The sequence below is a fragment of the Bradyrhizobium sp. TM102 genome, assembly GCF_009176685.1.
In the GTDB taxonomy this organism is placed as follows: Bacteria; Pseudomonadota; Alphaproteobacteria; order Rhizobiales; family Xanthobacteraceae; genus Bradyrhizobium; species Bradyrhizobium ottawaense.
On the sequence record NZ_AP021855.1, the window covers coordinates 1,546,200 to 1,559,212 of the forward strand.

Below are 13,013 nucleotides of genomic sequence, written 5' to 3' on the forward strand. Positions count from 1 at the left end.
TGTGGGATTTCGACAAATCGTCGATTTGTATCGAAAAACCGTCAACCTTCGCATTGTGCATTGCGATCAAAAGATTAGTTGCCTACTTCCGATACATTTTTTGCCTATGCGATATGCAGGCCGACGTTGATCCACGGATTCGGTCAAGATGTAATGCCCGCCGCTCCATCGATTGGCTCCCCGTGTCACTTGACGGGACGTGCAGCAGAGCTCGATGTCGAGAACTGCCCTGTTTCGTACAACCGCCTGTCGTCGCGTGTGGCTTCGGTCCCACGTCGCTGACCACGCCGCGGGCGTTGCGCGAGACAAAAGGTTCGGCAGCAACGACGCCCACCTCGTCAACCAGAAAATGGCAAAGATCGGCCGGATGCAGAGTTGGATCTAGCGACTCGACAAGTCGTTACAGCATAAAATGCTGATGAAGCTTCTGTGACAGGCGTTGTTCAAGCAGTAATGCTGAGAGGCTCGGGCGACTATCCACCCACGATCGCACTTGGGTAGCGACGGTTTGGATGTCGAGCGTGAAACTGAAGCAAGTCTATTTGACAGCGAACGATCCTGGACGCCTGGCCGAGTTCTACGAAGGTCTGGGTCTGAAGGTGCGCTTCGCTGATCCCGGCAAGTGGATACAGTTCGTGAGCGATGCGGCTGCGTTCTGCGTCGCCGGACCGACGGAGTCGGTCTCGGACCAGCTGCAAGATGCCGTTCTTGTCTTCGGTGTCGATGACCTCGATGCCGCCATGGAGCGTGCCGCAGCCATGGGGGCGCAAGTCGGCGCGGTCCGGGACATGGAAAGTCACGGCCGTGCGGTGAAGGTGCGGGATCCGGGCGGCAACGTCATCCAGTTCTATCAAGCAGCCGGATAGCTCAGACGTTCACCGGGGCAGCGCTGCATGCCCGGACTCACAACCAGACAAAGAGGGCGCATCCATCTCATGAATCCAAGGGTCGTAGCCATGCCGTCCGCAACACCGCCGCTGTCCGAAACGAGCCCACTCGATGCCGCAGCATTCCGTGCTGCGATGCGCAGCGTGCCGGGCACCGTGTCGATCGTCACGACAGGTCGGGCGCCGAACCGCCATGGTCTGACACTGACGGCGGGCTGCTCGCTGTCGGCGGCTCCGCCCAGCGTGCTGGTTTGCGTCAATCGATCTGCCGGTGCGCACGACATCATTCTCAGCAGTGGGTCGTTCTGCTGGAATATTCTAGGAGTCGAGCATCGCGATCTGGCGCTCAAGTTTTCCGGGCAGGACGGCAGCAAGGGCGATATCCGCTTCGGTGACGGTTTGTGGTGCGATCTCAAAACCGGAGCACCAAGTCTGGTCGGCGCGGTCTGCAGCTTCGATTGCCGCGTGGTGAATGCTTACAGCGACAGTAGTCACACCATTTTCACCGGAGAGGTGGTGGCTCAGACCACGAGGGCCGGATGTGAGTCGCTCGTCTACATCGACGGATGTTTCGCCGCGCCAAAGGCGGTCTGAAACACAGGACGACGTCAGGCGCCGCTACGTTTCCGCTACAGCCAAGATGGAACCGATCAGCATGCAAGGAAGACGAAGACTTTCTATCGCGCATCCATCGGCGGTCGGTCGCTGATGCTGTCGCTCTGGCTCAATGTCATCGCCGGCGGGGTGCTCATCGGGCTGGTTTACGGGCTCGTCGCGCTCGGTCTCACCATCATCTTCGGCGTTATGCGCGTGGTCAATTTCGCTCATGGCGAGATGGTCGTGTTCGGGATCTACATCGGATACTGGACCGTTCAAATCTGTGACATCCCGATCGTTATAGCCGCCGCGATCGCCGCGGTCGTCATGTTCGTGTTCGGCTATCTGCTAGAGACGCTCGTCGTGAAGCGGTTCGTCAATCGGCCGCATCATTATCAGTTCATCGTCTTCATCGGCCTCTCACTGCTTTTCAGCGGCGTATTGCTGATGTCGTTCGGTCCGGATCCGCGGCCGACGGCGTCTCAGTTGTCCTTCCAGACCGTGAGCGTGGGTCCGCTCACCTTGGATTGGGCCCGCATCCAGGCGGCCGCTACGGCCGGACTGCTGATCGCCGCACTGGGAGCCTATCTGAAGTACTCCGCATTCGGCCGATCGCTGCGGGGCGCCGCCAATAATCGACTGGGCGGACTGGTGGTCGGGCTGAATATCCCTCGGGTCTATGCGGTGACCTTCGGCATCGGAGCCGCCTGCGCTGGCGTCGCCGGCGCATTGATCTCGCCGCTGTTCGATGCGCAGCCCTATCTCGCCGTCGACTTCACGCTGCTGGCCTTCGTGACGGTGATCGTCGGCGGTCTCGGCAGCTTCGGTGGCGCTCTTCTGGGCGGCCTGACGATCGGGGTCGCCGAAGCGATCGCGGCCTTGATGTTCACGCCGTCGATGAAAACAGCACTCCCTTACGCGCTCCTGATCATCATCCTGATTTTCCGTCCGAGGGGGTTTTTCGGTGCAAAGGACATCTGATCAAGCCAGCGACACCAAGCGTTGGGGTGCCGGCGCTCTGGTCTTCGCCGCCCTGGCCGTGGTGGGTGGCATGTCCAACGCCTACGTCATCTCACTTCTGACGATCGTCCTGTTGTTCACCTTCATGGGACAATCGTGGAACCTGATGCTCGGGATCGGCGGGCAGCTATCCATCGGTCACGCGCTGTTCGTTGGAATCGGTGCGTATGCGGTGGCGATCCTGAACATCAAATACGGCGTCACCCCGTGGATCGGTCTGCTGCTGGGCGCGGTGATTGCGGGCTTCGTCGGCGCGGTGCTGGCGTGGCTGAGCTTCCGCTTCGAGGTCCGTGGCATCTATTTCGCGCTGCTCACGATCGCAGCCGCCGAATTCGCCCGGATCATGTTCGGCGGGTGGGACTATGTCGGCGGCATGCAGGGCCTGTTCTATCAGGCGCCGAGCGGCACGATGGACCTCGGGATGCTGCGCGGTGACGCGCGGTTCTACTACTTCGTCGCGCTCGCGCTTGCGGCCATCGGCGTCGCGGGAACGGAGCTGATCTCACGGTCCTATTGGGGCTATGTCTGGCGGGCGATGCGGGACGACGAAGAGGCCGCCCGCGCACTGGGGGTGCGGACGTTTCGCCACAAGGTGCTGGTGGTCTCGATATCGGCCGCGACGGCCGCGGTCGGCGGCGGCGTGCTGGGCTTGGTGCAGGGTGCGATCTTTCCGGATTCGATCATGGGCATGGCGATCTCGGTCGACGTACTGATCGGCCCTGTGGTCGGCGGATTGGGCACTGCGTTCGGCCCGCTGGTCGGCTCGATGGCCGCGATCCCGCTGCATCACGCCATGGGGGCGCTCGGCGACAGCCTGGGGCTCCCCGGACTGAACAGCGTCGCCTACGGGGCGGTGCTGATCCTGGTCGTGTGGTTTCTGCCCGACGGCATCTGGCCGGCGATCGTCCGGCTCTACGAGGCGATCCAGCTGCCGGCGCGCGGCCGGATCTCACAATTGCGGAAGGTCGAGGAATGACCGCGCTGCTCGAAGTGAAGAACCTGACCAAAGCGTTCGTTGGATTGGTCGCGGTCAATGACGTCAGCTTCTCACTGCAGGCAGGCCGCATCACCGCCCTTATCGGGCCGAACGGCGCCGGCAAGACCACCTGCTTCAATCTCGTCGCCGGGGCGCTGAGACCGACCGCCGGGCGGGTGCTATTCGAGAGGCGTTCGCTCGAGCGCGAGCCGCCCGAAGCGGTGTGCCGCATGGGCATTGCGCGCACCTTCCAGATCGTCCGACCGATGAAAGATATGTCGGTGCTCGAGAATGCCATGGTGGGCGCCTTCAGCTGGACGACGAACGTCAAGGAGGCGCGGGACAAGGCGTATGAGTCGCTCGAAAATGTCGGGCTCGCCGGCAAGGCGAATGCCCGGACGGATCAGTTGACGTTGCCCGATCGCAAGATGCTCGAGATGGCGAAGGCGCTCTCGACTCGCCCCAAGTTGCTGCTGCTCGACGAAGTGATGGCGGGGCTGCGTCCGACCGAAGCGGCATGCGTCGTCGGCGTGCTGCACCGGCTCGCCGAGGGTGGACTGACGATCCTACTGGTCGAGCACGTGATGCGGATCGTGATGGAAGTGGCGTCGACCGTGGTGGTGCTACACCACGGCGCCAAGATCGCCGAGGGCAAGCCGTCAGAGGTGGTAGCGGATCCTGCGGTGCTGGAAAGTTATCTGGGAGCCGGTTTCCATGCCTGACGACGCGCTTCTCGAAGTCGACGACCTGTGCGTGGCCTATGACGGCTCCAATGCGCTGAACGGCGTGTCGCTCCGCATCGGCAAGGGTGAACTGATCTGCGTGGTCGGCGCCAACGGCGCCGGCAAGACCTCTCTGATCCGATCAATCGCGGGGATCGTGCCGTCGTCGCGCGGTTCCGTCAGGATCAACGGAGTCGAAATCTCGCGGCTACCGCCGTGGGACATCTGCGAAATGGGCATCGCTCAGGTCGCCGAGGGCCGCCAGATTTTCAGTGCGCTCTCCGTCGAGGACAATCTGCTGATCGGCGGCTCGCTGAAGCGGGCCAGGCACGACCTGGCAAATACGCTTGATTCCGTCTATCAGCTGTTCGGGCGACTTCGCGAGCGCCGCGACCAACTCGCCGGCACGCTGTCCGGCGGCGAGCAACAGATGCTGGCGATCGGTCGGGCGATCATGTCGAAGCCAGAAATCGTGATGTTCGACGAGCCGTCGATCGGACTGTCGCCGGCGCTGACCGATGTGATGTTCAGCGTCGTCAAATCCCTCAACGAGCAGGGCATCACGGTCCTTCTCGTCGAGCAGAATGTCGCCAAGTCGCTCGCTCTGAGCAGCCGCGGCTATGTGCTCGAGAACGGCTCCGTGGTGTTGCATGGATCTAGCCGCGATCTGCTCGAGAACCCCGATGTCCAGCGCGCCTATCTGGGATTGTGAGGCGCGCCGTCTCGGCGAGGCGTCGGGCGTTGCGGCTCTCGTCTCGCCGCCGTTCGGTCCACCGCTCCCCGGCTGTTGCAGCCGCCTCTCGCTTGGGTCTCATTGATGAATACTGCCACTTCTCTCCTGATCGAGCGTGATCAAGACCTGGTCACGATCACGATGAACCGGCCGCCGGCCAATGCGCTGAATGCGCAACTAATCGTCGAGTTGCTGGAGGCGATCCGGCGCCTTGCCGACGACGAGAATCCGCCCGGCATCGTGCTCACCGGAAGCGGCGACCGCTTCTTCAGCGCAGGCGGCGACATCAAGGAAGTCGTCGGGATCGACGTCGCTAGGCCGCGCATCCGGTTCTTCCACGAACTCCTCGTGGCGATGGAGAACTATCCGGGCCCGATCGTCTGCGCCGTCCGCGGCTATGCGGTCGGAGGCGCCCTGGAGTTTCTGCTGCATGCGGACTATGTTGTGGCCGATGCGGCGTGCAAGATTGGATTTCCGGAAATCAACCATGGCCTGCTGCCGGTGACCAAAGGCATGCGCCGGGCCGTCGAGAAGCTCGGCGTGCGGGCGGCGCAAGAGCTGCTGTACTGGGGCGAGCTCGTCGGCGCGGAGCGCGCCGTGGCGATCGGCGCCGTGAACGAGATCGTCCCGACCGAGGAGGTCGCATCCCGTGCGCGAGACGTGTGCGGCGTGTTGCGGCAGAAAGACCGCAAGCTGTTCCATGCCATCAAGCGATCGCTCAACCTCACCGCGCAAATGAGCGATCAGGCGCTCGAAAAAATGACCGTGGCCGACCTCGACGCCTATGTCACAGCCGAGAGCTCAACCAAAGCGCGTGCAAGATTTCTATCAAAGAACAGTAAGGGTTGAGCCGATGACGCGCGGATATCCCGATCAGATCTATCTGGAGCAGATGAGCCACGAGGAAGTCGCCGCGGCGCTGGCCGATGGGTGCACGACGGTAGTGATCCCGCTGGGGGCCGTCGAGCAGCATGGGCCGCATTTGTCTTTGGGCATGGATGCGGATCATGCCGATGCTCTGGCCGAGCGGATCGCGCGCAGCCGCGGCAACACGCTGGTGGCGCCGACCATCACGGTCGGCTGCTCGTCTCACCATCTGCCATTCGCGGGTACGATCTCGCTACGGCCGGGGACGCTGGAAGCGATTTGTGTCGATTATTGCACAAGCCTGGCGCGGCACGGCTTCAAGCGTATCCTGATTCACTCGGGTCACATCGGCAATTTTCCGGTCCTGAAGGACATGCTCGGTCGCTTGCGCGAGGCCGTCCCCTCGGATGTCGAGATCCTGGCGTTCTTCGACTCGACGAAATGGATCGACACGTGGCGCGATGCGGTGCGCGAAGCCGGAGGAGACGTGTTGGCCGTCGGCGGCCACGCCGACATCGCCGAGACGTCGCTGATGATGGTCATTAGGCCCGACAGCGTCAGACCGGACCGCTTCGAGGTGGGCCATCTTGGCGGCTTGTCGGAGGCTGATCTCGAACTGATGTGGAAGAACGGCATCCGATCGGTTTCGCAGAACGGCGTGATCGGAAGTCCGATCGGCTCGAGCTACGCCATCGGCGAAGCGTGCCTCGCGGCGGTCGCCGAGTTGCTGATCAAGACCTTCGATAGCGAGGCCGGAGCCGCCATCGCCCGCCGTTGACGGTCAGCCCGTCCGCTGCGTGGCGAAGCTTCCCGGGGCGTCTGCCATGTTGCGAATGCTGACAGCATAAAATTCGGAAAGCGTTACTACGCAACGCGGCTTTCGGGCGAAAATATCGCCACGCCTATGAAACCCTGTGCCATCTCGCAAGCTAAAAGGATTGAGACATGGCACTTACGTTTGGGTTCTGGTCTGAACAGGAAACCCAGGTCGGCCACAGTTACTCGCGCAGGCTTCACGAACTGGTCGACGAAGTCCGTCTGGCCGAGAAGGTCGGCTTCGACTGCGTCGCGCTCTCCGAGCAGCACGTGGCACTGGGCGGGATCTCGAGCTCGGCGCCCGAAGTGGTGTTCGGCTATCTGGCCGCGGTGACGTCGCGCGTCAAGCTGCGCGCGGCGGTGACGCTGATGCCGCAGCGCATCAACCACGCCTTGCGTTCGGCCGAGCGGCTTGCCGTGACCGACATCCTGTCCAACGGCCGCATGGAATTCTACGGCGGCCGCGCCAACACCACCATCGCGATGCGGGCGTTCAACGTCGATCCGAACGAAACGCTGGCGCAGATGGAAGAAGGGCTGGCGCTGCTGAAAACGGCGATGCGCCAGGACATTTTCACGTTTGACGGCAAGTACTACCAGATCCCACCGCGCCAGCTGGTTCCGAAGCCGCTGCAGAAGCCGCATCCGGTGATCGGGATCGCGGCGACCAGCGAGCGCAGTCATCTCTGGGCGGCCTCGCAGGGCTTCGCCGTGATGAGCAGCAACATCTATCAGGGCTGGGAAGCTCAGCAGAAGCTGATCGACGCCTATCAAAAAAACTGGAAGTGCGACGCGGAGGGACCGCTGCAGCGTCCGCGTATCGGCATTCCGCTGTTCATCGGCATCGGGAAAACGGACGAGCAGGCCAAGGCGGATTATGCCGGCCCGCTAATGCACTATGCCAAGATCTCGACCGATGCCTATCCGCGTCTCGCGGCGATTGCCGACGACTACAAATACATGGGGGAGAGCGTGCCGTCGATGGAGCGCGCCGCCAACGACTGGGACTATCTGGTCAACGAGTCGGCCACGACGGTGTGCGGCAGCCCCGATACGGTCATTCGTCAGATCGAGAAGTTCGAGGCCATGGGTATCGACGAGGTGCTGCTGCACATGGACTCCGTCCCGCACGAAAAGATCATGGAGGCGATCGACATGGTCGGTCGCTACGTCATCCCGCATTTCAACGACGGAAACAACGTCGTGCGGCCGACCGAGGAGATTCTCGGGCAGATCCGGCTGATGCGGACCCAGAAGCAGTAATCGAACGGTGAAATCAATGTCGCAATACGGCTACAAGTACCTGATCGTCGAGCAGCGCGCCACTGGCGTCGCGATCGTCACGATGAACCGCCCGGAGATCCTCAACGCGATCAACTGGGAGATGCACGAGGAGCTCGAAGACGTCTTCGTCAAGCTGGATCACGACAGTTCTGTCAACGCGATCGTTCTCACCGGTGCGGGCCGCGGATTTTGCTCTGGTGGCGATCAGAAGTCGCTGGATAAGGGAACGCTGCCGTCCCCGACGCGCAGCGGTCGCCACCTCATCCGCAACATGCTGGAAGTCGAAGTGCCGATCGTCGCGGCCGTCAACGGTGTCGCGGTCGGCCTGGGTGCCACGCTCGCGCTGTTCTGCGACGTGATCTATGCGAGCTCGACAGCCCGTTTCGCCGACACGCATGTCAATGCCGGCGTCGTCGCGGGCGATGGCGGCGCGGTGATCTGGCCGCTGCTGATGGGGCCGGTACGCGCGAAGCACTATCTGATGACCGGCGAATTCATCTCCGCCGAGAAAGCGGCTGCTATCGGTATGATCAACGAGGTGGTCGCAGACGGCAACGTTCTCGATGCCGCGATCGAATACGCCGAACTGCTGGCAAGCGGGCCGAAGGAATCGATCGTGTGGACCAAGTACAGCGTCAACAAGATCATCAAGCAGTACGCCCACCTGCTGCTCGACACCTCTGCGGCGCTGGAGATGTTGACGTTCAAGTCGCCCGAGCGGGCCGAGGCGGTTGCCGCATTCGCGGCCAAGCGCAAGCGTTTCGCGGAGCGCTGAGATGAACGTCGCTGAGATGACATCCGGCGCCCAGTTGGCGGATACGACCGTCGTGCAGCTTTTGGCCGCGCGACTCGCGGAGCGGCCCGACAAGATCGCCTTGCAACAAAAGCGTCACGGCGCCTGGACCGCCATGACGTGGGGCGCCTATGCGCAGCGTGTCGTGAACCTGGCCAGCGCGCTGCGGCGTGCTGGTCTCGAGCGCGGCGATCGGGTCGCGATCATGGGCGATTCGTCCGAGGAATGGCTGATCGCCGACATGGCCACGATGTGCGCCGGCGGCGTCATGGTGGGCGTTTACTTCACCTCGTCACCCGAAGAAGTGGCTTACTGCTTCACGGATTCAGGCGCGAAGTTCGCGTTCGTCGGCGGGGAGCCGCAGCTTCGCATCGTGCTCGCCTCCGGTCGGGCCGAGCAGCTCCGCGGCATCATCGTGCTCGACCCGGATTGGACCGGCGAGGCCTCGGCGTTGATCAAGTCGCTGGCCGACTTTGTTGGAGCACACGATGTCGATGCGCATGACTATCTGCAGAAGGAGAGCGCGACAGCAAAGGCGTCCGATGTCGTCAGCATCGGCTATACGTCCGGGACGACCGGAAACCCCAAAGGCGCCATGCTGACGCACCTTTCCATTCTCGCCGGCGTTCATTGCATCACCCTGTTCGGCCCCAGTATGCGCGAAGAGGAACACCGGGTGGTCGTGCATTTGCCGATGTCGCACACTGTGGCGCGCGGGCAGGCGACCACGTTGCCGCTGATCGCCGACGCAGTTCCATATTTCGGCGAGACGACCGCGGACTTCGCCCAGACGATCAAAGAGGTGAAGCCGACCTACTATATGGCGCCGCCGCGGTTCTACCAGCGCTTTGCGACACAGATCCTCAGCAAGGTGCATCCCGCCGGTGAAGCGGGAGATCAGAACTACACGCTTGCCGTGACGATCGCGCGCAGGGCGCTCGAAGACCGTCAGCGCGGCCACGAGGATGCCTTCGTCTCGAAACTGTTCGCGGCCTGCCGCGAGCAAGTGTTCCTGCCGCTGCTCGCGGAGGTCGGTTTCGACGAACTGAAGGTCGCGTTCACCTCGTCGGCGGCGATGCCGTCCGAGCTGATGTCGCTGTGGCAGTTGTGGGGCTTGCAGCTCAAGGAGTGCTACGGCCAGACCGAACTGGTCGGTGCCAATCTGGTGCAGATGGCGGAGTGGCCGAAGGCCGGCAACGTCGGGGTCCCGCTGCCGGATCCGGCCTGGGAAACCGCCGTGCTCCAGGACGGCGAGATGATCGTCCGTGGACCGGGATTGTTCGCGGGCTATTGGAACAAGCCGGACGAGACGAAAGCGGCGCTTCGCGACGGCTGGCTCTACACCGGCGACATCGTCGAAGTGTCGCCGGAAGGAACCTTCAAGCTTGTCGACCGGAAGAAGGAGATCATCAACACGTCGAACGGCAAATCGATCAGCCCGACTCAGATCGAAAACGAGCTGAGGCACAGCCCGTTCATCTCCGAGGCGGCTGTGATCGGCGAGGGGCGAAAATATCTCACCGCCCTGATCGAAGTGGATGCCACCGCCACAATGGACTGGGCGAAGTCGCGCGACGACAAGATCGCGAGTTACGCGGACCTGGCAGGCTCCGAGATCGTCAACCGGCTGATCGAGGCGGAGATCGGCAAGGCCAACGGAAGGCTGGCGCGAGCCGAGCAGATCAAGGCGTTCCGCATTCTGCCAGAGGAGCTGTCGCTCGAGAACGGCGTGATGACGCCGACGCGGAAGAAGCGTCGCAAGCAGATCAACGAGCGCTATCAGTCGCTGATCGCGTCGCTCTACGACGAAACCGAGGAAGAATTGATCAAGGCCGAGATGGGCCTTTGAGGTCGGCGGTCGGTCCCAAAACGTACGAAGCTAACAGTCGAGATAAGATTTCACTCCTTCAGCAACAGGACATCGAGATGACCAAGCGAAGCGGAATCACGCGGCGGACGATTGTCGGAAGCGGATTGGGAATTGCGGTAGGCCTGGTATCAAGGCCATCGTTTGCGGCGAACACGAAAGTGAAAGTCGGAGCGATCATGCCCAGCAGCGGCGTGCTGGCGTTTCCCGGTCAGGCCTGCGTGCGCGGCATCGATCTCGGCGCCAAATTCGCGCGTGAGAAGTTCGGCCTCGACATCGAGATCGTTCACGCCGATACGCAAAGCCGTCCGGAGAACGGCCGGATTGCCGCCGAGAGCCTGATCCGGCAGGGCTGCACCGTGCTGATCGGCGCGTGGGATTCCGGTGCCACCATTTCGGCGCTGCAGGCCTGCGAGGCCGCCAAGGTGCCGATGGTGGTCCACATCGCGAGCGCCACCCAGGTAACTTCACAGGGCTTCACCCAGGTGTTCCGCTATTACCCCACGTCGCTGACCATCGTGCGGCAATCGTTGGCCGAGCTGAAGTCCGTGCTCGGCACGCTGAAGGATCCGCCGAGCAGCGCCGTCGTTCTCCATCTCAACAACACGATGGGGCAGTCGACGGCGGCCAGCATCGATCAGGCGTGGAAGGAAGTGGATGTTCCGCTCAAGATCGCGCAGCACGTTGCCTATGACGAGAAGGCCAAGGATCTGTCGGTGGAAGTTGCCAAGGCGAAAGCGTCGGGTGCCGATGCTTTGATCTCGGTCACGCGCGTCAACGACGCGATCATGATCGCGCGCGAATGCATCAAGCAGGGCTGGGACCCGAAGATGGTGTTTTCGCCCAACTCCAACGGCGTGTCCGACAAGGCGTATCACGACGCGCTCGGAAAGTATGGTGACGGTCCGGTTCTGTCGGCGTTGTGGCTCAATCCCAAGGGCGCCGAGACCGACAAGATCATGAAGATGTTCGCGGCCGACTACCCGAACGACTGGTTCGATGCCAATGCGGGCTGCGCGTTCGAGGCGGTGCAGATCGTCGCAGACGCCGTGACGCGGGCGGCTTCGCCGGAGTCCGCGGCGATTCACGGCGCGCTCAAGAAGACCGACATGAAGCCGATCCTGATGTACGGCGACAACACCAAGTTCGACGAGACCGGCCAGAACATCCACTGTTCGATGGTGATGCTGCAGGGTTTGAAAGGCAGGCCTCGGGTGGTGGCTCCAAAGGCCATTGCGGAAGCGTCGCTCGAGTATCCGCTTGCGCCTTACAGCAAACGCTGACGTCGTTACGGGCGGCCCCGCGAAAGCGTCGCGGGGTCGCGGTCGTCAAGTGCCCAGGCAGGGACGTGCGAGCTAGGGCAAACTGTCCGAATTAATCAGGCGCGACCGCTCGGCAAGGAAGCGGCGGGGGCTCTTTCCCATCGTCTTCTTGAACATCGTGATGAACGCGCTGGGGGTTTCGTACCCCAGTTCCAGCGACACGGCCTGGACCGAAGTGCCCGCCGTGAGGCGTTGCATGGCGATCAGAATGTGGAGACGCTGGCGCCAGCGCCCGAAGGTCATCCCCGTTTCCTTGGCTATGAAGCGTGCGAAGGTACTCTCGCTCATCGCGTAGCGCGAGGCGACTTCGTCCATCGTGCTGCGGTCGCCCGGATTATTCAACAAGGAGGTCGCGAGGTGTTGAAGACGGGCGTCGGGGGAGATCGGCAAATACATTTCATCCGTCGTCGACATCTGCACGAGTTCGTCGAGCAAAACCCGGCCGAGACGGCTGGTCGGTCCTTCCAGCGGATAGAGCGGTGGGAACACCGAGAGGCGGTGAATCAATTCCCGCACCAGCGACGTGATCATCAGCGTGCAGCAGGTCCGCGGCAGCATGCTGACCTGCGGATCGATGAACACTGTGTAGAGTTTGCCGAAATCGGCCACGCAATTGCTGTGCTGCACGCCGGCCGGGATCCATACCGCGCCTTGCGGAGGCACGATCCACAAGCCGCCGGGCGCCCGGCACATCACCGAGCCGTGAGATGCGACGACCAATTGGCCTTTGCGGTGTGAGTGCAGCGGCAGGTCGTCGTTGTCTTTGCTGGTTTCGAGACAGAATGAAGTGACGGGACGATCGAACTGATCCGGATCGACAGGATCATAGTTGATCCGAAGATCGGGCAGATCCATTCGCGCAAAATCGCGATCGAACTCGGTCTCGGGCGGCATTTCAATCCTGCCAATTCGTCAAGTCAGTCAAGCCTTGATGCAGATCCTGCTGCTAGCCGAGGTTAGCTGTTTTGAAAGGTCAGGTCACTAGTCGCGGCGAGCCGTCGAGTTCGCTGATCTGCGACAACATGCCCGCTACTGCGGCGTGAGCGCTGAGCGATGCGGCATGCTGCGCCGTGACCAAGCGGGAGCACCTTTCAGGCGGCCGACGGCTCGATCACTCGCCCGATTAAAC

General features: G+C 62.3%; 13 protein-coding genes. 12 read left to right on the forward strand and 1 reads right to left on the reverse strand.

Annotated features, from left to right (window positions below):
• The first annotated feature begins 512 nt into the window (after positions 1 to 512).
• From GDN70_RS07275 to GDN70_RS07330, 12 genes are all read left to right on the forward strand, one after another.
• Positions 513 to 866 carry a VOC family protein gene (locus tag GDN70_RS07275; RefSeq protein ID WP_028140602.1) on the forward strand — a complete coding sequence of 118 codons (354 nt, stop codon included), beginning with the start codon at positions 513 to 515 and terminating at the stop codon, positions 864 to 866.
• Positions 867 to 956: 90 nt separating this feature from the next.
• Positions 957 to 1,481 carry a flavin reductase family protein gene (locus GDN70_RS07280; protein ID WP_018316668.1) on the forward strand — a complete coding sequence of 175 codons (525 nt, stop codon included), beginning with the start codon at positions 957 to 959 and terminating at the stop codon, positions 1,479 to 1,481.
• A gap of 114 nt (positions 1,482 to 1,595) precedes the next feature.
• On the forward strand, positions 1,596 to 2,465 hold the full coding sequence (locus GDN70_RS07285) for a branched-chain amino acid ABC transporter permease (RefSeq protein ID WP_038948803.1): 870 nt from the start codon (positions 1,596 to 1,598) through the stop codon (positions 2,463 to 2,465).
• Positions 2,449 to 3,480, forward strand: a complete 1,032-nt coding sequence (locus tag GDN70_RS07290; RefSeq protein ID WP_240536500.1) for a branched-chain amino acid ABC transporter permease — start codon at positions 2,449 to 2,451, stop codon at positions 3,478 to 3,480. Before GDN70_RS07285 ends, GDN70_RS07290 begins: the two co-directional genes overlap by 17 nt.
• Positions 3,477 to 4,202, forward strand: a complete 726-nt coding sequence (locus GDN70_RS07295; RefSeq protein ID WP_152102335.1) for an ABC transporter ATP-binding protein — start codon at positions 3,477 to 3,479, stop codon at positions 4,200 to 4,202. Before GDN70_RS07290 ends, GDN70_RS07295 begins: the two co-directional genes overlap by 4 nt.
• Positions 4,195 to 4,914 carry an ABC transporter ATP-binding protein gene (locus tag GDN70_RS07300; RefSeq protein WP_028140598.1) on the forward strand — a complete coding sequence of 240 codons (720 nt, stop codon included), beginning with the start codon at positions 4,195 to 4,197 and terminating at the stop codon, positions 4,912 to 4,914. The genes GDN70_RS07295 and GDN70_RS07300 overlap by 8 nt, the downstream gene beginning before the upstream one ends.
• Positions 4,915 to 5,019: 105 nt before the next feature.
• Positions 5,020 to 5,784: an enoyl-CoA hydratase/isomerase family protein gene (locus GDN70_RS07305; protein WP_028140597.1), complete on the forward strand. Its 765-nt coding sequence runs from the start codon at positions 5,020 to 5,022 to the stop codon at positions 5,782 to 5,784.
• Between the two features lie 4 nt (positions 5,785 to 5,788).
• Positions 5,789 to 6,580 carry a creatininase family protein gene (locus GDN70_RS07310; protein ID WP_028140596.1) on the forward strand — a complete coding sequence of 264 codons (792 nt, stop codon included), beginning with the start codon at positions 5,789 to 5,791 and terminating at the stop codon, positions 6,578 to 6,580.
• Between the two features lie 167 nt (positions 6,581 to 6,747).
• Complete coding sequence (locus GDN70_RS07315) at positions 6,748 to 7,881, forward strand: LLM class flavin-dependent oxidoreductase (RefSeq protein WP_007594451.1); 1,134 nt, start codon at positions 6,748 to 6,750, stop codon at positions 7,879 to 7,881.
• Positions 7,882 to 7,897: 16 nt separating this feature from the next.
• A complete protein-coding gene (locus tag GDN70_RS07320) occupies positions 7,898 to 8,677 on the forward strand; it encodes an enoyl-CoA hydratase/isomerase family protein (protein ID WP_007594449.1) in 780 nt (259 codons plus the stop codon).
• 1 nt (position 8,678) lies between these two features.
• Positions 8,679 to 10,544, forward strand: coding sequence for a long-chain fatty acid--CoA ligase (locus GDN70_RS07325; RefSeq protein WP_028149222.1), 1,866 nt, complete (start codon positions 8,679 to 8,681; stop codon positions 10,542 to 10,544).
• A gap of 197 nt (positions 10,545 to 10,741) precedes the next feature.
• Positions 10,742 to 11,845: an ABC transporter substrate-binding protein gene (locus GDN70_RS07330; protein ID WP_240536502.1), complete on the forward strand. Its 1,104-nt coding sequence runs from the start codon at positions 10,742 to 10,744 to the stop codon at positions 11,843 to 11,845.
• Positions 11,846 to 11,917: 72 nt separating this feature from the next.
• Here the strand turns inward: GDN70_RS07330 and GDN70_RS07335 are convergent, their stop codons facing one another.
• Complete coding sequence (locus GDN70_RS07335; protein ID WP_173015766.1) at positions 11,918 to 12,778, reverse strand: helix-turn-helix domain-containing protein; 861 nt, start codon at positions 12,776 to 12,778, stop codon at positions 11,918 to 11,920.
• Between the last annotated feature and the right edge of the window lie 235 nt (positions 12,779 to 13,013).